The following is a 17,763-nucleotide window of genomic DNA, read 5'->3' on the forward strand; positions in this document are numbered from 1 at the left end:
CGACGTGTGCGCGGGTGAAACACCGTGTCCGCGAGCGACGTTTCTCCCGCGCAGGAGTGATTTCACCCGCGCACATGGGCGGGCGGAGCAGACAGATGGTTACAGCAACCAGCCCTGCGCAGCGGCGGTCGCCGCGGCATCCGCCCTGTTCCGCGCGCCCGTCTTGCCGATCGCGGCGGACAGGTGGTTGCGCACCGTGCCCGGCGACAGGTGCAACTCGCCGGCGATCTCATCGACCGAGCCGCCGCGGGCGGCGACGCGCAGCACCTCGGTCTCACGCTGAGTGAGCGGCGACGCGCCCGAGGCGAGGGACTCGGCGGCGAGCGCGGGGTCGACCACGCGCAGCCCCTGCGCGACCCGGCGCACCGCGTCGGCCAGCCGCTCGGCAGGCGTGTCCTTGACCACGAACCCTGACGCGCCGGCCTCCATCGCGCGCCGCAGGTAGCCGGGCCGGCCGAAAGTCGTGACGATGAGCGAGCGACAGCCGGGCAGCTCGGCCCGCAGCTGAGCAGCCACCGCGAGCCCGTCGAGGCCGGGCATCTCGACGTCGAGCAGCGCGACCTGCGCCTGCGAGGCGCGGGCGGCGGCGAGCACCTCGTCGCCGCGACCGAGTTGCGCCACGACGTCGAGGTCGGGCTCGAGCTCCAGCAGCGCGGCGAGAGCGCCGCGCACGAGCGCCTGGTCGTCGGCGAGCAGCAGTCGGATCGGCTCGGTCATCACTCCCCCGCCTTCACGCTCACGACGGTACCGTGCGGCTCCGCCGCCGTCACGGAGAGCACGGCGCCGGCCGCGGCCGCCCGCTGGGCGAGCCCGGCGAGGCCGCTGCCCGAATGCATGCCGCTGGAGGCATCCGTTCCCACCCCCGCCGGCCCGGCACCCCCACCGACCCCGTCGTCGACGATGATGACCGCGTCGGCGCGCAGCTCGATCGTGCAGTGCGAGGCATGCGCGTGCCGCACCACGTTGGTGACCGACTCGCGCACCGCCCACGCGAACAGCTCGCGCAAGGGCGCGGCTGCCACGTCGCCCGACACCGGAACAGCCGCCTCGACCTCGGCCGCGGCGAGCGCTGCGCGCGCGGCCGCGAGCTCAGTGTTGAGATCCATCTCGCGGTAGCCCGCGATCGAGGCGCGCAGGTCGGAGAGCGCTCCGCGGGTGAGCCGTTCGATGTCGGCGAGTTCGGCCTTCGTGCGCTCGACGTCACGGTCGGCCAGGCGACCCGCCAGCTCGGACTTCACGGTCACCACCGTGAGCGTGTGACCCAGCACATCATGCAGGTCACGGGTGAACCGGGCGCGCTCCTCGGCGACGGCGAGCCGCGCGATCTCGCCCTGGGCTGCCTGCAGCCGCTCGTTCGCCATGCGCAGCTGCGAGATGCCGAGCAGCATCGCCGAGACCGAGATGCCGAGCAGGATCGCGTACCAGTCCTGCGAGAGATCGCCGCCGATGAAGAGCACGACGAGTTGCGCGGCTGCGATGCCGAAGATCCAGAACGCGACGTCGAGCCCGTTGACGAACGCGACGGCGGCGGCACAGCTCACGTAGATGCCCATCCACGCGGTGTAGACGCCGAGGAACGGGAACAGCGTGCAGATCAGCGCCGCGTACCCCAGCAGCCACAGGTGCCTGCCGCTCCGCGGTGACCCCCAGCTCAGCACCGGCACGAACAGCAGCCCGGCGGCGATGAGCAGCAGGATGACCGTCACCGCGACCTTCGGCCCGAGCGAACCGCTCGAGCCCCACGCCGCCCACACCGGGATGATCACGTAGAGCGCGCCGAAGCCGGCGCCGGGGTACCAGCGCACGGCACCCCGGCTGCCCAGGCGGACGCGCGCGGACTCACGCACGCGCGGCGTCCCTGCGGTACCTCCACGAGATGAAGACGACCAGCACAACGGTCCAGGCGAGCAGCACCATCGCGGGCTGCATCAGCTGTCCCTGAGCGCTCGCGCCCATGTCGCCGAGGCGGTTCAGCCAGTACGAGGGAACGGCCTTCGCGGCATCCGTCACCCAGCTCGGCATGATCTGCAGCGGCACCCACAGTCCGCCGAGAATCGCGAGCCCGAAGAACACCGCCATGAACAGCGGCTGCGCGAACTGCGGCCTCGCGAACTGGCCGATCATGATCGCGATGAGGGTGAAGGGCAGGATGCCCGCCCACAGCCCCAGCGCCGACAGGACCCACCCGCCTAGAGACACCGCGGGGTGGAAGGTCGCGGCGGAGATCACGAAGATCAGCACGATGCTGAGCAGCGCAGCCGCCATCGCGGCGACGACCTTCGAGACGAGGTAGCCGGTGCCGGACAGCGGGGTGATGCGCAGCTGCCGGTTCCACCCGATCGAGCGCTCCGTGACGATCACGAAGGCCTGGCCGAGAGCGGCCATCATGCCGCCGTACGCGCCCATCTGCACCGTCGTGACCATCGCCCACGGCAGGCGCGTGACGGGGTCGATGCCCGCCGTGCCGTACGCGTTGGCGAAGATGAGCAGCATCACGACGGGGATCGCGAGCGAGAAGATGAGCGAGCGCACGTTCTTCAGCTGGCGCCAGCTCTCCATGGCGAGGTAGCGGGTCTTCATCGGAGCGCCTCTGCTTCCGTCAGCGCGAGGAACGCGTCGTCCATGCTGCGCGCGGCGACCTCGATGTCGCGCAGCTCCGGGTAGCGCCCGAGCAGCGCGCGCAGGGTGCGGTCGGAGTCGGCTGCGGCGAGTGCGAGGCGATCGCCACGCAGTTCGAGTGCCGTGACACCGGGCAGAGAGCGGATGCTTGCGGCATCCGCCTCGCTCACGCTCGGCAGCGTCGCCCTGATCGTGCGGCCGGAGACGACCGCCTTCACCTGCGCGGGCGTGCCGTCGGCGACGACGCGACCGGCGCGCAGCATGACGATGCGGTCGGCGAAGGTGTCCGCCTCGTCGAGGTAGTGCGTTGCGAAGACCACCGTGCGGCCCTCGTCGGTGAGCCCGCGCATCGACTCCCAGAAGGTGCGGCGCGCCTCGACGTCCATCGCGGCGGTCGGCTCGTCGAGCAGCAGCAGCTCGGGGTTCGAGACGATCGCGACGGCGAAGCGGGCGCGCTGCGTCTGCCCGCCCGACAGCTTCGCGACCTTCTGGTCGGCGATCTCGGTGCAGCGCGCGCGGCGCAGCGCCTCGTCGACGGACAGCGGCGTGCGGTGCACGGCGGCGATCAGGGCGACGGATTCCCGGACGGTGGCCGTCGGCAGGAGGGCGCCGCCCTGCAGCATCGCGCCGACCCAGCCGGCGACGATCGCGTCGCGCGGGGTGCCGCCGAAGAGCTGCGCGGTGCCGGCGGTCGGGGTCGAGAGGCCCAGCGCCAGGTCGATGGTGGTCGACTTGCCTGCGCCGTTCGGGCCGAGCAGCGCGACGACCTCGCCGCGGCGGATGGTCAGGTCGACGCAGTCGACCGCAGTGATGCGGCCGAAGGTCTTCCTGAGGCCGCTGAGTTCGATGACGCGTTCGTTCACGTTTCCCAGAGTGCCCGGGGCAGGCATTCGTCGCCATCGCTCACGTCAGGAAATCACCGTGACATCCGTCACGTGCCGCGCGACCATGTGCGCATGGCACTGATCTATTCCGCGATCGGATCGCTCGACGGGTTCATCGAAGACGCATCGGGCGACTTCCAGTGGGCGGCGCCCGACGAGGAGCTGATGGCGCACGTCACCGAGGCGAACGCGCCGATCGGCACCTATCTCTACGGCCGGCGCATGTACGGCGTGATGCGGTACTGGGAAGACGAGCCCGCCGATTCTGAGCCGCTCGACCACGTCTGGGCGGCGCAGTGGCGGGCGGCCGCCAAGATCGTCTTCTCGCGCACGCTCACCGAGGTTGCCGGGCCGCGCACCTCGATCGTGCGCGACTTCGACGCAGGCGCCGTGCGCGCGCTGATCGATGAGGCGGAGACGGATGTGACGATCGGCGGCCCCGAGCTCGCCGGCCTCGCGCTCGCCGCCGGCCTCGTCGACGAGCTGCAGTTCTACGCGCAGCCGGTGGTCGTCGGCGGCGGCAAGCCGTGGCTGCCCGCGGGTGTCGGGCTCGAGCTCGAGCTGCTCGAGCACCATCGCTTCGGCAGCGGCGCGCTCTTCCTGCGCTACCGCGTCGCGAGCGTGTCGCGGGTGGCCTCGACGAGGAACCTGCGCGAGTAACTCGTGAACGAGCCGTTGGCCTCGATCAGCGTGTGCATACGCGCGAGTTCGGGGCGGTACTTCTCGACCGTGAAGCCCGGCACGGTCCACAGCACCTTGCGCAGGAAGTAGACGACTGCGCCGACGTCGAAGAACTCGACCTTGGTGACCGCCTCTTCGAGCCGGGTGATCTCGAGCCCTGCCTCGGCGGTGCGCTGCCTGATGACGGCCTCGTGCCCGTGGTCCTCGTGGGCGTCGTCCTGTGGGCCGAGGAAGAACTCGTACAGCTTCCGGTTCGTTCCCCAGCCGATCAGCTGGGCCAGAAAGGTGCCGCCCGGCTCGAGGACGCGGGCGATCTCGTCCCACGGCACACCGTACGGGTGCCGCGCGAGCACCAGGTCGAACGCCGCGTCGCCGAAGGGCAGCGGGTCGGTGCCCGCCGCGTTCGAGACCTGCCCGCCGAACGGCGCGAGCCGCGCGCGGGCGATGGCGAGATTGGGCGGCCACTCCTCGGTCGCGGCGACCGTCTGCGGTGCGGATGCCGCGTTCCCCAGCGCCTCTGCATAGACCTCGGCCCCGCCGGTCTGCACATCGAGGCTCGCGTGCGCGCGGCCGAGCCGGTCGGCCGCGAGCCTCGCGTACCCCCACGGCGGCCGCTCTTCCGTCGCCCGCCCCTCGAACCACGAGAAGTCCCACCCCTCGGTGGGCTCGGCCGCCCCTTCGGCGACGAGCGCCTCGAACTCAGGCATACGTGCCGACGAGGCGCACCGCGCCGCCGTCGACGCCCTTGGCGCCTTGCTCGAAGCCGGCGAAGTCACGCTCCTGCGTCGACACCGTGCCGGCGACCCACGCCGGGATGCCGTCGAGCGCGAGCTTCGACACGATGGCGTCGACGGCACTCGGCGCGACGACGGCGAAGAATCCGATGCCCAGATTCCACGTGCCCTCTGCCGACTCGAGCGAGTTGCCCGCGATCTCGGAAAGCACCCGGAACACGGGCGACGGCGACCACGAAGCGCGGTCGAGCTCGGCCCACGAGCCGCGCGGCAGCACGCGCGCGAGGTTGGCCGCGATGCCGCCGCCGGTCACGTGCGAAAGCGAGTGAACGGATGCCGAGAGCTGCGGGTCTGCGAGCAGGCGCAGCAACGGCGCGGTGTACAGGCGGGTCGGCTCGAGCAGGGCCTCGCCCCAGGTGGTGCCGAGCTCGGCGCTCTGGTCGGTGTAGGAGATGCCGGCCTGGCTCAGGATGTGCCGCACCAGCGAGTAGCCGTTCGAGTGCAGCCCCGACGATCCGAGAGCGAGCACGACGTCGCCGTTCTGCACCCGATCGCCGCCGAGCACGGCATCGGCCTCGACGGCCCCGACGGCCGCCCCCGCCACGTCGTAGTCCTCTGGCCCGAGCAGGCCCGGGTGCTCGGCCGTCTCGCCGCCGACGAGGGCGGTGCGCGTCTCGGAGCAGGCGCGGGCGATGCCGGCGACGATGTCGGCGATGCGCGTCGGCACGACCTTGCCGCAGGCGATGTAGTCGGTCATGAACAGCGGCCGCGCGCCGACGACGACGATGTCGTCGACGACCATGCCGACGAGATCCTGCCCGATGGTGTCGTGCTTGTCGATCGCCTGCGCGATCGCGACCTTCGTGCCGACGCCGTCGGTCGAGGTCGCGAGCAGCGGGCGCGTGAACGGCTTGAGGAACGACACGTCGAACAGACCGGCGAAGCCGCCGACGCCGCCGAGCACCTCGGGGCCGTGGGTCTTGCCGACGGCGGACTTCATCAGCTCGACGGCGAGGTCACCCGCCGCGGTGTCGACCCCGGCCTGGCGGTACGTGCTGCTCGAATCGCTCACGACTCAAGGGTACCGAGCGCCCGCTGGCGATTCGGCCTGCGTAACGCTTGGCAGGCTGCCGGACACTACCTGATGTGACGGATGCCTGACCTCGATCGCGCCCTGCTGCGCCGCGGTCACGCCGACGCGGCGAGCTGTTCGCGGTGCCGCCGGTCGAGGCGCTCGGTCGCGAAGACCAGCAGCACGAACAATGCGACCCCCGCGCCGACGAGCGCCACGCCCTGCCACCCGGCCACGTGATAGACGAACGGCGCGAGCAGCGACCCGGTCGCCCCGCCGAGGAAGTTCACGAAGATGTAGGCGCTGTTGATGCGGCCCCGGGCTTCGGGATCGATGCCGAAGATGATCCGCTGCCCGGCGACCTGGTTCGCCTGCGTCGCCGCATCGATCAGCACAGCGGCACCCACGAGCGGCACCAGCGCCTGCACGGCCACCGCCCAGTCGGTGACGAGGAACATCGCCGCCATCAGTGCGAACACCACCCCGGTGACGGCGCGCGCGTGACCACGGTCGCCGAGCCGCCCGCTGATGGGCGCGGCCAGCGCGCCGCCCGCCCCGGCGAGCGCGAACAGCGCGATCTGGAACTGGTTGAACTCGAAGGTACCGTGCAGCATGAGCGGCGCGCACGTCCAGAAGAAGTTGAACGCGCCGAACGCGAGCGCCTGGTAGAGGGCGCGTCGCTGCAGAACGCGCGACCGGCCCAGGAATCCGAACGTCGAAGACAGCAGCCGGCCATAGCCGATGCCTGACTCGGGCTTGCGCGTCGGCAGCGTGAACCAGAGCACCACCCACAGCGCCGCGATCAGCACCGCCGCGATCGCGAACACCCACCGCCAGCCGAGCAGCCCGGTGACGAAGTTCGCGTACGGCCGCGACAGCATGATGCCCGCGAGCAGTCCGCCCATCACGTCGCCGATGACCCGCCCGCGCTGCTCGACGGGGGCGAGATGGGTCGCGAGCGGCAGCACCACCTGCGCGCCCACAGACACCACACCGACGACGAAGGATGCCGCGAGGAACGTCGCCACGTTCGGCGCCAGCGCGACGCCGACGAGCCCGACGACCGCGATCGCCGTGGTGACGAGCACGACGCGGCGGTTCTCGACGAGGTCGCCGAGCGTCGCGATGAACAGCAGCCCGGCCGCGTAGCCGAACTGGATCAGCGTGACCACGAGCCCCTCGGCGCCCGCCCCGATGCCGAGCTCGGCACTGATCGGCCCGATCGCCGCCTGCGCGAAGTACAGGTTCGCGACCAGCAGGCCGCAGGTGATCGCCATGACGATCGTGAGGGAGCGGGTGAGAGCGGATGCCGGGGACATTGCCTTCAACGGTAGGCGACCTCCGCTCAGCGATCCGTGATCACCCATGTGGGAAACTGGACACGCCCGGATCCCGGGACCAGCACCCACGACAAATGGAGACCGCTTAGGCATGTGCGGCATCGTCGGAATCGTCTCAACTGAACCGGCCAACCAGCAGATCTACGACAGCCTGCTGCTCCTCCAGCACCGCGGCCAGGATTCCACGGGCATCGCCACCGCGAACGGCAGCATGTTCCACATGCACAAGGCCCGCGGCCAAGTGCGCGAGGCGTTCCGCACCCGCGACATGCGCTCGCTGCTCGGGAACATGGGCGTCGGGCACGTGCGCTACGTCACCAAGGGCGACGCCGAGAACGAGCGCGAGTCGCAGCCGTTCTACGTGAACGCGCCCTACGGCATCATCCTCGTGCACAACGGCAACCTCACGAACACCCGCGAGCTGACCGAAGACCTGTTCCGCATCGACCGCCGTCACATGAACTCGACGAGCGACACCGAGATGCTCGTGAACGTGCTCGCCACCGAGCTCGAGGGGCAGATCTCGGGCCGCGAGCTGACGCCGGATCAGGTGTTCGCCGCGGTGTCGCAGGTGCACGAGCGCGTCGAGGGCTCGTATGCGACCATCGCGATGATCGCGGGGCACGGGCTCTTGGCGTTCCGCGACCCGTGGGGCATCCGCCCGCTGATCCTCGGCCGCCGCACGGCGGCCGGCGGCGACCGCGACGAGTGGATCGTCGCCAGCGAGTCGCTCGTGCTCGAAGCCGGTGAGTACGAGGTCGTGCGCGACGTCGCCCCCGGTGAGGCCGTCTACATCACCCTCGAGGGCGAGCTCTACTCGCAGCAGTGCGCGCGCTCGCCGCGGCTCGTGCCGTGCTCGTTCGAGTACGTCTACCTCGCCCGCCCCGACTCGATCATGAACGGCATCTCGGTGTACGAGGCGCGCCTGCGCCTCGGCGACCGCCTCGCCGACACGGTCGCACGGTACGCGCCCGCCGGCGACGTCGACGTCGTCATGCCGATCCCCGACTCGTCGCGGCCCGCCGCCATGAACGTGGCGCAGAAGCTCGGCGTCGAGTACCGCGAGGGGTTCTACAAGAACCGCTACGTCGGCCGCACCTTCATCATGCCGGGGCAGGCGCAGCGCAAGCGCTCCGTGCGGCAGAAACTGAACGCGATGTCGACGGAATTCCGCGGCAAGAACGTCCTCATCATCGACGACTCGATCGTGCGCGGCACGACCTCGAAGGAGATCGTCGACATGGCCCGCCACGCGGGCGCCAACAAGGTGACGTTCGCCTCGGCCGCCCCGCCCGTGCGCTACCCGCACGTGTACGGCATCAACATGCCGTCACGGAAGGAGCTCGTCGCCTCCGGCCGCTCGATCTCCGAGATCGCGACGCTGCTCGGCGCCGACAACCTGATCTACCAGACGGTCGACGACATGAAGTCGGCCATTCTCGAGGGACAGAGCACGATCTCGGACCTCGAGATGAGCTGCTTCACCGGCGAGTACATCACCGGCACCGTCACCGACGAGTACCTCGCCTGGGTCGAGAAGACCCAGCTCAGCTGATCGGACGCGGCGAGAGGCACGTCCCTTTCGCCGCATTTCGATGAGGGCACCATTTCTTGCCCCGATGCCACCATTGGTGCCCTGACGGCACCAATGGTGGCGTGGCGCTCAAGAGTGGTGCGCTCATCGAAATGGAGTCGCGACGGCACGCGCCCGCGCGACGTGCAGTCCGGCTAGCGGTCTTTCGGCTTGCCCGTGATCTTCTGGGCTTCGACGAGACGGATGCTGCGGCGCGAGACGCGCTCGGCGATGAGCGCGATCACCGCGCCGAGCGCCAGGCCGAAGGCGACCGAGATGAGCAGCGCGAAGCCGTAGACGGTGCCGCGACTGTACGTCGCGGTCTCGGCGTCGTAGGGGAGCGAGAAGGTGATGATCGTGATCGCGATGCCGGCGAGCACCGCGAACAGGATCATGAAGTTCCAGTAGTTCGGCGTGCGGCGCACCTCGACGAGCGTCGGTTCCGCGGTCTCTTCGACCTCGAAGGTCGGCTCGACCTGCGCCTCGGGCTCGAACTCGGGCTCGGGGGTGTCGGGGCGCTCGTCGGTCACCCGATCATTCTCCCAAGTCGAAGCTGTGCGGCAGCACGGGGACGAGGTCGTCGAGCGTCGCGCGCGTGCCCGACGCCGACACGCGCGCGGCGTCGACGGCATCGGCCCAGCTGAGACGACCGGCCGCGAGGGCGACCCAGGTCGCGGCATCCGTCTCGATCACATTCGGTGGCGTGCCGCGCGTGTGCCGCGGGCCCTCGACCACCTGCACCGCGCCGAACGGGGGCACGCGCACCTCGACCGTGTGGCCGGGCGCCTTCTCTTCGAGCAGCTGCAGCAGGTAGCGCACCGCGGTCGCCAGGGTGTCGCGCGCGCCGGCGGGCGCAGCGCCCTCGGGGGCGGTCGTCTCGTTCAGCACTGCCTTGACTGCTGCGAGCCCGGTCGCATCGTCGATTCCCCGCTTCGCCACGACAGAAGTCTCCCACCGGGCCGTCGGTACGCTTGACAGGTGAAGATTCTCGTCCTCGGTTCCGGCGCGCGCGAGCACGCGATCATCACCAGTCTGCTGTCGGAGAGCGAGCAGCACGACATCGTCGCCGCCCCGGGGAACGCCGGCATCGCGCGCCAGGTGCGCACCGTCGAGCTCGACCCGAGTGACCCGATCGCGGTCACCGAGTACGCCGTCGACAACCGGGTCGAGCTGGTCGTCATCGGCCCTGAGGCCCCGCTGATCGCCGGCGTTGCCGACCCGCTGCGCGAGCGTGGCATCGCCGTGTTCGGGCCGTCGAAGGCCGCGGCGCAGCTCGAGGGCTCGAAGACCTTCGCCAAGCGCATCATGGAGGCCGCAGGCGTCCCGACCGGCCGCGCCGAGCTGGCCGGCACCATCGCCGAGGTCGAGAAGACCATCGACGAATTCGGCGCCCCCTACGTCATCAAGGCCGACGGTCTCGCCGCGGGCAAGGGCGTGCTGGTCACCTCCGATCGCGCAGCCGCCGTCGACCATGCCGACTACTGGCTCGAGCACGGGCCGGTGCTCATCGAGGAGTTCCTCGACGGGCCCGAGGTCTCGCTCTTCCTCTTCAGCGACGGCCACGACGTGCTGCCGCTCACCCCCGCGCAGGACTTCAAGCGACTGCTCGACGGCGACGGCGGCCCGAACACCGGCGGCATGGGCGCCTACTCGCCGCTGCCGTGGCTCGCCGAGGGCTTCGTCGACGAGGTCATCGACACGGTCGCCCTGCCGACCGTGCGTCGCCTCGAGTCCGAGGGCACCCCGTTCATCGGCCTGCTGTACTGCGGCCTCGTCATCACCTCGAAGGGCGTGCGCGTCATCGAGTTCAACGCGCGCTTCGGCGACCCCGAGACCCAGGTCGTGCTCGCGCGCCTCGTGACGCCGCTGTCGCAGCTGCTGTTCGCCTCGGCGACCGGCGGCCTGGCCGCCCTGCCGCGGCCCGAGTTCGCGCTCGACGTCGCGATCACGGTCGTGATCGCGAGCGAGGGCTACCCGGAGAAGTCGCTCACCGGCCGCCAGATCACCGGCATCGAGGCGGCTGAGGCGGTGCCCGAGGTCACGGTGCTGCACGCCGCGACCGACATCGCATCGCTGACGGATGCCGTGGACGCCGGCACCTGGACCTCCGTCGGCCTCGTGGCCACCGGCGGTCGCGTGCTGTCGGTCGTCGCGCTCGGCTCCGACTTCGCCGAGGCGCGCGAGCGCGTCTACGAAGCCGTCGGCAAGATCGGCCTGGAGGGCTCGCAGCACCGCACCGACATCGCCGCGCGCGTCGCGGGCTGATCGCCGCAACTCACTCGAGGGGTGAGTTGCGGTCGCCCGGCGTCGATCGAGGCGGCCCGAACTGCACCCTCGGCGCAGTGGCGAAGGCTAGAGACCCAGGCGGCGCGTGTACGCGTTGCGGAAGACTCCGCGCGGGTCGTACTTCTGCACCAACGCGGCGAAGTCCGCGAAGCGCGGGTACAGGGCCGGGATGCGCGCGGCATCCGTGTAGACCTTGCCCCAGTGCGGGCGCGCACCGAAGCGGGCCAGCGTCGCCTCGAGCAGGGCGCTCGCCGTCTCGACCGCGGCCTGCTCGCGCTTCCACGTGAAGTGGAAGGCGATGGCGCCATCCGCCCACTCGTCGTCGCCGCTCGAGTACGCGGTCGACAGCCACAGGCCGTCCGCTGCGATCGCGCGGAGCTCGCTGATCAGCAGCAGCGGGGTGACGTTCGCGGTGAGCTCCCGCACGGCGGCGACCGCGGCCTGCGCGTGGCGCCGAGGCAGCAGGTACTCCGTCTGGATCTCCTCGCCGGCGCTCGGCTGGAAGTCCAGCTTGAAGTGCGCGAGCCGCTCGTGCCATGAGCCCGCGACGCCGAACTGCTCGGTGGTCGCGGCGGCATCTGCCGCGGCGATCATGTGCACTTTGTGCAGGGCGGGCGTTGCACCCAGTTCGCGAACGGATGCCTCGACCGAGGGCGCGGCGACGGCGGCCTTCACCCAGAGCTGGTTGATCGACGACGGCGACCAGTCGGTGAACACGCTCACGCTGTAGGCGAGGTCGAGCGCTTCGGAGACGCGCTCGTATGGCACGCCGAGGTAGATCGTCTGCGCGATCTCGAACGTCGGCACGATGTCGAGCTCGAGCTCGGTGACGATGCCGAGCGACCCGAACGCGACGACGGCGCCGTCGAAGTCGGCGTCACCGCGACGCAGCGTGACCAGCGACCCCGAGCCGTCGACGAAGGTGAGGGCGGCGACGACGCTCGACAGGTTGCCGTTGCGCGAGCCCGAGCCGTGGGTCGCGGTCGCGACCGCACCCGCGACCGAGATGTGCGGCAGCGACGCGAGGTTGTGCAGCGCCCAGCCCTCTGCGGCGAGCGCGAGCGCGAGGTCGCCGTAGCGCAGCCCGCCCGCGACGGTCACGACCCGACGCTCGGCGTCGATCTCGATCTTCGCGGGCAGTTCGGCGAGGTTCACGAGGGTGCCGCTGTCGCCCGGGTCCGCGACGTCGTTGAAGGTGTGCCGCGTGCCGAGGGCGCGAACGGGCGAAGCATCCGTCGCCGCCGTGACCAGCTCTTGCACCTCACCGGCCGTGCGCGGCCTCGCGATCTTGGGCGCGCGATACGCGTAGTTGGCTGACCAGTTGACTTCGTCGTGTGCCACGAGCACTCCTTTGTTGCCGTTCCCTACATATTAGCGGTCGAACGGATGCCTGGCACCAGGCCCCTTGTTAAGATTGGGTCTGTGACTGCTCAGGTGCTGCCCGGCTGGACCCACGCGTACTCGGGGAAAGTGCGGGACCTCTACGTCCCTGAGGGCACAACCGACGCCGACGCGCCAGAGCTGCTCGTCGTCGCGAGCGACCGGGTGAGCGCGTTCGACTTCGTGCTCGCGCCCGGCATTCCGGGCAAGGGCGAGCTGCTCACCACGCTCTCGAACTGGTGGTTCTCGCAGCTCGCCGACGTGCCGAACCACCTCGTGCCGGGCGGCGGGGCGCGCATCCCCAGCGAGGTCGCCGGGCGCGCGATGCTCGTGAAGCCGCTCGAGATGTTCCCGATCGAGTGCGTCGTGCGCGGCTTCATCACCGGCAGCGGCTGGGCCGAGTACCAGGAGTCGCAGTCGGTCACCGGCATCCCGCTGCCCGCCGGCCTGCGCAACGGCGACCGGCTGCCCGCGCCGATCTTCACGCCCGCATGGAAGGCGCCGCAGGGCGAGCACGACGAGAACATCACGTTCGACCGCATGGTCGAGCTCGTGGGCGAGCCCGCGGCGGTCGCGCTGCGCGAGCTGTCGCTCAAGATCTACACGGACGCCGCGGCGAAGGCCGAGACGCAGGGCCTCATCGTCGCCGACACGAAGTTCGAGTTCGGAAGCGACACCGACGGTGTCATCACCCTCGCCGACGAGGTGCTCACCCCTGATTCCTCCCGCTACTGGGATCTCGCGACCTGGAACGCCGGTGCCACCCCCGACGAGCGCATGGCGAGCTTCGACAAGCAGATCGTGCGCGACTGGCTCGCCGCCAACTGGGACAGGCAGGGCACGCCGCCCGAGCTGCCCCCCGTGATCGTGGCGCAGACCGCGGCGCGCTATGCCGAGCTCATCGAGCGGCTCGCGGCTTAGCGCGCGTCAAGCGTCATCCGCATGCGCGGGTGAAAGCGCGTGTCCGCGGGTGAAACGACGACCGCGGAAGCGTCGTTTCACCCGCGCACGCAAGATCTCCAACGAAGAGCGCTACTCGGCGACCACCTGGGGCGCGGGCTGCGCCTCCGCAGGGGCGTCGGCCGGGGCGGCGCCGCGCAGGTGGGTCGGCTTCACGAAGAAGGCTGCGCATACCGCGGCGATGATGATCACGGATGCCGGCAGGATCAGCGTCTCGCTCATGGCGTTGGTGAACGCGTCGCGCAGGAACTCGGGCAGCTGCGTCGAGTTCGACGAGATGAGGCTGCCGCCCGTGGTCTTGCTGCCCGGGGGCAGCGCCTTCTGGATCTCGGCGGAGATACGGCTCGTCATCAGCGCTGCGAGTGCCGACGAGCCGATCACCGAGCCGACCTGGCGGGTCGTGTTGAACACGCCGGAACCGGCGCCCGCCGCGCGCTGCGGCAGGTTGCGGTTCGCGGTCGTCGCGATCGGGCCCCACATGAACGCCGAGCCGAGACCCATGACCGCCGAGGGGATGAGCAGGAGCGGCCAGGCGATCGTCGGCGAGATCATCGACGAGTAGAGCCAGAGCGCCGCTGCCACGAGCAGGACCCCGGGAACGACGAGCAGGCGCGGGTGCACGCGGTCGGTGAGGCGGCCGGCGATCGGCGCGAGCACGATCGAGAGGACCGCCGTCGGAACCGTCATGAGCGCCGACTCGGTCGGCGTGAATCCCCGCACGGCCTGGAAGAAGTAGACCAGCGGAATGAACATCGCGGTGATCGAGAAGCCGACGGCCGAGATGGCGCCGTTCGCGAGCGAGAAGTTGCGGTCCTTGAAGAGGCTGAGCGGCAGCAGCGGCTCCTTCTTGTTGACCGCCTGCCACACGACGAAGAGGGCGATGAAGACGATGCCGCCGACGACGGACGCCCAAACCCAGCCGTTCCAGTTGTAGGTGTTGGATTCCTGCAGGCCGAACACCAGGAAGAAGAGGCCGACGGCCGAGAGGAACACGCCGAGCCAGTCGAAGGTGTGGCTGTGCGTCTCGAGCTTCGGCACGAGGATCGCGGCGAGCACGAAGGCGACGACGCCGATCGGCACGTTGACGAAGAAGATCCACTCCCAGCCGAGGCCGTCGACGAGCACGCCGCCCAGGATCGGGCCGACGAGCGTCGCGAAGCCGGCGGTCGCGCCCCAGAGCGCCATCGCCGTGCCGCGCTTCTCGGGCGCGAAAGTGCGGGTGATGACGGCCATCGTCTGCGGCGTCATCAGGCCGGCGCCGAGGCCCTGCACCGCGCGGGCGATGATCAGGTTGGTGATGCCGGTGCCGGGCAGGTGGTCGGAGAGGCCGCACCACAGCGACGCGAGCGTGAAGACCACGAGGCCGATGAGGTAGATGTTCTTCGGCCCGAAGCGGTCACCGAGGCGGCCGGTGACGAGCAGTGGGACGGCGTACGTCAGCAGATAGGCGCTGGTGACCCAGATGACGTTGTTGGTGGTGGTGTTCAGCCCCTCCTGAATGGAAGGGTTCGCGACCGACACGATCGTCGTGTCGATCAGGATCATGAAGAATCCGATGACCAGGGCCCAGAGGGCCGGCCACGGTCGGATCTCCTTGGCGGGGTGAGTCGTTGTCATTGCTTTACGTCTTTCTGTTCTGAAGTCGTGTGCGGGCTGGGGCGCGAGGCGTGCTTCTCCTCTTCCCAGTCCAGTGAGCCGGACTCGATGTCGTTCACGACGGACTCGAGCCAGGCGCGCTCGGAGTCGTACTGCGCGCGCAGGTAGTCGACGTCGAGCCAGTACTTGCGCGGCAGCTCCATGCGGCCGAGGTGCTTCAGCGACTCGGCGATGTAGTCGCGCCGTGCTCCGAGCTGCTGAAGACGGCGCTTGAGAAGGTTGATCACCGTCTCGCGCGGCAGGTTGTGCGCCTGCGAGATGGCGACGGGGAAGATCGGGAACTCGTACTCGGGCTCCTCGATGACCGCGGCGATGCGCTCGGCGAGGGCGAGGTTGCCTTTCTCGGTGATCTCGTAGGTGGTGCGCTCCGGCCGGTTGCCCTCGCGGTCGGTGCCGGTAACGCGCACCAGCCCGAGCTCTTCGAGCTTGTTGACCGTGTGATAGAGCGACCCCGGCCGCACCTTCACGATGCGGTCCTCAGAGCGCTGGATCAGCGTCTGGTACATCTCGTACGGGTGCATGGGTCGCTCGTTGAGCAGGGCCAGTGCAGCCATCGCCAACGGAGTTATCACGCACCGATTATTCCTCGCGGAATATTTCGTGTCAACTAACGCCGAGTGAACTCAGCGAGGGCCGGTAGAATCCGGATGCAACCGCTCACGCGCACCGGACGGAGAACCACGTGCCCACGATCGTCGTCGAAGTCATGCCGAAGGCAGAGCTGCTCGACCCCCAGGGCAAGGCGATCGCCGGCGCCCTCGCCCGTACCGGCCGCGGCGAGTTCCAGGTCCGTCAGGGCAAGCGCTTCGAGCTGACCGTCGACGGCCGCGAGCTCACGCAGGAGCTGCTCGACCAGGTCCGTGAGATCGCCGCAGACATCCTGTCCAACTCCGTCATCGAAGACGTCGTCGGCGTGCACGTGGTCGGGCGCGAGACGCCAGCGGGGGTCTGAGCCATGGCCAGGATCGGCGTCGTCACCTTCCCCGGCTCGCTCGACGAGCGCGACGCGCAGCGCGCGATCCGCCTCGCGGGGGCCGAGCCCGTCGCGCTGTGGCACGGCGACCACGACCTGCAGGGCGTCGACGCGATCGTGCTGCCCGGCGGCTTCTCGTACGGCGACTACCTGCGCTGCGGCGCCATCGCCGCGCAGTCGCCCCTGATGGCCGAGGTCGTCGCCGCCGCGAACGCCGGCACCCCGGTGCTCGGCATCTGCAACGGCTTCCAGATGCTCGTCGAGGCGCACCTGCTGCCCGGCGGCCTGATCCGCAACGACCACGGCAACTTCATCCGCCGCGACCAGCAGCTTACGGTCGAGAACACCACCACCGCGTGGACGAGCGAGTTCACACAGGGCGAGACGATCACGATCCCGCTCAAGAACGGCGAGGGCGGCTACATCGCGGATGCCGAGACGCTGGCCCGCCTCGAGGGCGACGGCCGCGTCGTGTTCCGCTACCAGGGCGTCAACCCGAACGGGTCGCTGAACGACATCGCCGGCATCACCAACGAGCGCGGCAACGTGGTCGGGCTCATGCCGCACCCCGAGCACGCGGTCGAGCCGGGCTTCGGCCCGAACACGCGCGTGCGCATGCGCTCGGGCGTCGACGGACTCAAGTTCTTCACGAGCGCGCTGCGCGCACTTCAGGCGGTCTAGCAGGGGGCATAGCCTGGCGACATGACTGGGCCGTCACGCTTTCAACTGATCGCAGCGCCCGTCACCGTCTTCGGCGATGACGGCGAACTCGACCTCGGTGCCACGCGCACCCTGTTCGGCTGGCTGCATGAATGCGGCGTCGACGGCCTGTTCACCCCCGGCACGACGGGCGAGTTCACCGCGCTCGATGACGACGAGCGGTTGCGGGTCATCGAGGCGGCGCTCGAGGAGTTCGGCGCCGACGACGTCATCGCGCACGTCGGCGGCGCGGCTGCTCGACAGACGATGCGGCTCGCGCAGGCGGCGCAGCGCGCGGGTGCCACGCGGCTTGCGGCGATCACGCCCTACTACTTCCCGGCAGGTGATGAGGCCCTGGTCGAGTACGTGAAGCGGGTGACGGATGTTTCGGCCGGAGCATCCGTCTATCTCTATGTCTTCCCCTCCCGCGCGGTGACGACCGTCGCGCCCGAGGCACTGGCCCGCGTGGCCGAGGTGCCCGGGCTCGTCGGCGCGAAGGTGTCGGGGCTGAGCTTCGCCGAGAATGAGGCCTATCGCGCGGCCGTGCCCGACGGCTTCGAGCTCTACTCGGGCAACGACGTCGACCTCGTGCGACTCGCGGAGGCCGGGTATGCGGGGGTGGTCTCGGGCGTCTCGAACGTGTTCCCCGAGCTGTTCGTGCGGGCAGCAAGGGCGGCCAGGTCGGGGCAGGACGACTCCGAGCTCCAGCCCCGCATCGATGCGGCCGTCGCGGCGACGGGCGCCGCCGACATTGGTCTGCTGAAGGCGGGGCTGACGCGGCGGGGGCTCGAGGCAGGCATCCCGCGCATCTCGATCAACCCGCCCACCCGCGAGCAGCTGGCCGCCCTCGAGTCGTCCGCCCCTTTCGAGTCCGCACGGCACAGCCTCTGAGGCCTCGCCACGCGC

At 70.1% G+C, this 17,763-nt stretch carries 19 protein-coding genes; 7 read left to right on the top strand and 12 right to left on the bottom strand.

The genetic code is table 11. From position 1 onward, the window contains the following. Window positions 1-99: 99 nt before the first annotated feature. The 4 genes from D7I44_RS06570 to D7I44_RS06585 are packed head-to-tail and all read right to left on the bottom strand — an operon-like array spanning window position 100 to window position 3,482. Window positions 100-717, bottom strand: a complete 618-nt coding sequence (locus D7I44_RS06570; protein ID WP_120788755.1) for a response regulator transcription factor — start codon at window positions 715-717, stop codon at window positions 100-102. Then, entirely contained in the window at window positions 717-1,847 is a 1,131-nt protein-coding gene (locus tag D7I44_RS06575) for a sensor histidine kinase (RefSeq protein ID WP_120788756.1), read from the bottom strand. The genes D7I44_RS06570 and D7I44_RS06575 overlap by 1 nt, the downstream gene beginning before the upstream one ends. Further along, window positions 1,840-2,580: an ABC transporter permease gene (locus D7I44_RS06580; protein ID WP_120788757.1), complete on the bottom strand. Its 741-nt coding sequence runs from the start codon at window positions 2,578-2,580 to the stop codon at window positions 1,840-1,842. Before D7I44_RS06580 ends, D7I44_RS06575 begins: the two co-directional genes overlap by 8 nt. Beyond that, window positions 2,577-3,482 (bottom strand): ABC transporter ATP-binding protein, encoded by a 906-nt coding sequence (locus tag D7I44_RS06585; RefSeq protein ID WP_220093840.1) that lies wholly within the window; start codon window positions 3,480-3,482, stop codon window positions 2,577-2,579. Before D7I44_RS06585 ends, D7I44_RS06580 begins: the two co-directional genes overlap by 4 nt. Window positions 3,483-3,575: 93 nt before the next feature. On the opposite strand from D7I44_RS06585, the gene D7I44_RS06590 reads away from it, so the two are divergent. Then, window positions 3,576-4,163, top strand: a complete 588-nt coding sequence (locus tag D7I44_RS06590; protein ID WP_120790830.1) for a dihydrofolate reductase family protein — start codon at window positions 3,576-3,578, stop codon at window positions 4,161-4,163. Here D7I44_RS06590 and D7I44_RS06595 read toward each other — a convergent pair. The 3 genes from D7I44_RS06595 to D7I44_RS06605 all read right to left on the bottom strand — a co-directional run bounded on the left by D7I44_RS06595 (window position 4,109) and on the right by D7I44_RS06605 (window position 7,309). Next, window positions 4,109-4,891 carry a methyltransferase domain-containing protein gene (locus tag D7I44_RS06595; protein ID WP_181445606.1) on the bottom strand — a complete coding sequence of 261 codons (783 nt, stop codon included), beginning with the start codon at window positions 4,889-4,891 and terminating at the stop codon, window positions 4,109-4,111. The genes D7I44_RS06590 and D7I44_RS06595 overlap by 55 nt on opposite strands. Continuing rightward, on the bottom strand, window positions 4,884-5,990 hold the full coding sequence (gene purM / locus D7I44_RS06600) for a phosphoribosylformylglycinamidine cyclo-ligase (RefSeq protein WP_120788760.1): 1,107 nt from the start codon (window positions 5,988-5,990) through the stop codon (window positions 4,884-4,886). The genes D7I44_RS06595 and purM overlap by 8 nt, the downstream gene beginning before the upstream one ends. A 116-nt stretch (window positions 5,991-6,106) precedes the next feature. Next, window positions 6,107-7,309 carry an MFS transporter gene (locus D7I44_RS06605; RefSeq protein ID WP_220093841.1) on the bottom strand — a complete coding sequence of 401 codons (1,203 nt, stop codon included), beginning with the start codon at window positions 7,307-7,309 and terminating at the stop codon, window positions 6,107-6,109. A gap of 112 nt (window positions 7,310-7,421) precedes the next feature. Here D7I44_RS06605 and purF point away from each other — a divergent pair, with 112 nt between their 5' ends. Then, a complete protein-coding gene (gene purF / locus D7I44_RS06610) occupies window positions 7,422-8,885 on the top strand; it encodes an amidophosphoribosyltransferase (protein WP_120788762.1) in 1,464 nt (487 codons plus the stop codon). Between the two features lie 173 nt (window positions 8,886-9,058). Here the strand turns inward: purF and D7I44_RS06615 are convergent, their stop codons facing one another. Both D7I44_RS06615 and D7I44_RS06620 read right to left on the bottom strand, forming a co-directional pair. Next, window positions 9,059-9,433: an MFS transporter gene (locus tag D7I44_RS06615; RefSeq protein ID WP_120788763.1), complete on the bottom strand. Its 375-nt coding sequence runs from the start codon at window positions 9,431-9,433 to the stop codon at window positions 9,059-9,061. A 4-nt stretch (window positions 9,434-9,437) separates the two neighbouring features. Continuing rightward, window positions 9,438-9,842 (bottom strand): sterol carrier family protein, encoded by a 405-nt coding sequence (locus D7I44_RS06620; protein WP_120788764.1) that lies wholly within the window; start codon window positions 9,840-9,842, stop codon window positions 9,438-9,440. 39 nt (window positions 9,843-9,881) lie between these two features. Between D7I44_RS06620 and purD the strand changes: the two genes are divergently transcribed. After that, window positions 9,882-11,168, top strand: a complete 1,287-nt coding sequence (gene purD / locus D7I44_RS06625) for a phosphoribosylamine--glycine ligase (protein WP_120788765.1) — start codon at window positions 9,882-9,884, stop codon at window positions 11,166-11,168. An 87-nt stretch (window positions 11,169-11,255) separates the two neighbouring features. On the opposite strand, the gene D7I44_RS06630 is transcribed toward purD, so the two are convergent. Beyond that, window positions 11,256-12,530: an FAD-binding protein gene (locus D7I44_RS06630; protein WP_120790831.1), complete on the bottom strand. Its 1,275-nt coding sequence runs from the start codon at window positions 12,528-12,530 to the stop codon at window positions 11,256-11,258. Between the two features lie 45 nt (window positions 12,531-12,575). Between D7I44_RS06630 and D7I44_RS06635 the strand changes: the two genes are divergently transcribed. Continuing rightward, window positions 12,576-13,490: a phosphoribosylaminoimidazolesuccinocarboxamide synthase gene (locus D7I44_RS06635; RefSeq protein ID WP_120788766.1), complete on the top strand. Its 915-nt coding sequence runs from the start codon at window positions 12,576-12,578 to the stop codon at window positions 13,488-13,490. A 111-nt stretch (window positions 13,491-13,601) separates the two neighbouring features. Here D7I44_RS06635 and D7I44_RS06640 read toward each other — a convergent pair whose 3' ends face one another. Together D7I44_RS06640 and D7I44_RS06645 are read right to left on the bottom strand one after the other, a co-directional pair. Next, entirely contained in the window at window positions 13,602-15,146 is a 1,545-nt protein-coding gene (locus tag D7I44_RS06640; RefSeq protein ID WP_120788767.1) for an MFS transporter, read from the bottom strand. Beyond that, the gene (locus D7I44_RS06645) at window positions 15,143-15,739 is read right to left on the bottom strand and encodes a PadR family transcriptional regulator (protein ID WP_120788768.1); all 597 of its coding nucleotides are present in this window, start codon (window positions 15,737-15,739) and stop codon (window positions 15,143-15,145) included. The genes D7I44_RS06640 and D7I44_RS06645 overlap by 4 nt, the downstream gene beginning before the upstream one ends. Before the next feature lie 128 nt (window positions 15,740-15,867). Between D7I44_RS06645 and D7I44_RS06650 the strand changes: the two genes are divergently transcribed. From D7I44_RS06650 to D7I44_RS06660, 3 genes are read left to right on the top strand one after another with little or no spacing between them, the layout of a single operon-like run. Further along, window positions 15,868-16,137, top strand: coding sequence for a phosphoribosylformylglycinamidine synthase subunit PurS (locus tag D7I44_RS06650; RefSeq protein ID WP_120788769.1), 270 nt, complete (start codon window positions 15,868-15,870; stop codon window positions 16,135-16,137). Window positions 16,138-16,140: 3 nt separating this feature from the next. Beyond that, complete coding sequence (purQ, locus tag D7I44_RS06655; protein ID WP_120788770.1) at window positions 16,141-16,839, top strand: phosphoribosylformylglycinamidine synthase subunit PurQ; 699 nt, start codon at window positions 16,141-16,143, stop codon at window positions 16,837-16,839. A 21-nt stretch (window positions 16,840-16,860) separates the two neighbouring features. Then, the gene (locus D7I44_RS06660) at window positions 16,861-17,748 is read left to right on the top strand and encodes a dihydrodipicolinate synthase family protein (RefSeq protein ID WP_120788771.1); all 888 of its coding nucleotides are present in this window, start codon (window positions 16,861-16,863) and stop codon (window positions 17,746-17,748) included. Window positions 17,749-17,763: the final 15 nt, after the last annotated feature.

The sequence above is a fragment of the Gryllotalpicola protaetiae genome, assembly GCF_003627055.1.
Taxonomy (GTDB): domain Bacteria; phylum Actinomycetota; class Actinomycetes; order Actinomycetales; family Microbacteriaceae; genus Gryllotalpicola; species Gryllotalpicola protaetiae.

Excerpts from the sequence above, each read along its gene's own strand:
- D7I44_RS06570 (WP_120788755.1), bottom strand. The coding sequence starts at position 717 with ATGACCGAGCCGATCCGACTGCTGCTCGCCGACGACCAGGCGCTCGTG.
- D7I44_RS06580 (WP_120788757.1), bottom strand. The coding sequence starts at position 2,580 with ATGAAGACCCGCTACCTCGCCATGGAGAGCTGGCGCCAGCTGAAGAAC.
- D7I44_RS06590 (WP_120790830.1), top strand. The coding sequence starts at position 3,576 with ATGGCACTGATCTATTCCGCGATCGGATCGCTCGACGGGTTCATCGAA.
- D7I44_RS06595 (WP_181445606.1), bottom strand. The coding sequence starts at position 4,891 with ATGCCTGAGTTCGAGGCGCTCGTCGCCGAAGGGGCGGCCGAGCCCACC.
- D7I44_RS06605 (WP_220093841.1), bottom strand. The coding sequence starts at position 7,309 with ATGTCCCCGGCATCCGCTCTCACCCGCTCCCTCACGATCGTCATGGCG.
- purF (WP_120788762.1), top strand. The coding sequence starts at position 7,422 with ATGTGCGGCATCGTCGGAATCGTCTCAACTGAACCGGCCAACCAGCAG.
- D7I44_RS06635 (WP_120788766.1), top strand. The coding sequence starts at position 12,576 with ATGCCTGGCACCAGGCCCCTTGTTAAGATTGGGTCTGTGACTGCTCAG.
- D7I44_RS06640 (WP_120788767.1), bottom strand. The coding sequence starts at position 15,146 with ATGACAACGACTCACCCCGCCAAGGAGATCCGACCGTGGCCGGCCCTC.
- D7I44_RS06645 (WP_120788768.1), bottom strand. The coding sequence starts at position 15,739 with ATGGCTGCACTGGCCCTGCTCAACGAGCGACCCATGCACCCGTACGAG.
- purQ (WP_120788770.1), top strand. The coding sequence starts at position 16,141 with ATGGCCAGGATCGGCGTCGTCACCTTCCCCGGCTCGCTCGACGAGCGC.
- D7I44_RS06660 (WP_120788771.1), top strand. The coding sequence starts at position 16,861 with ATGACTGGGCCGTCACGCTTTCAACTGATCGCAGCGCCCGTCACCGTC.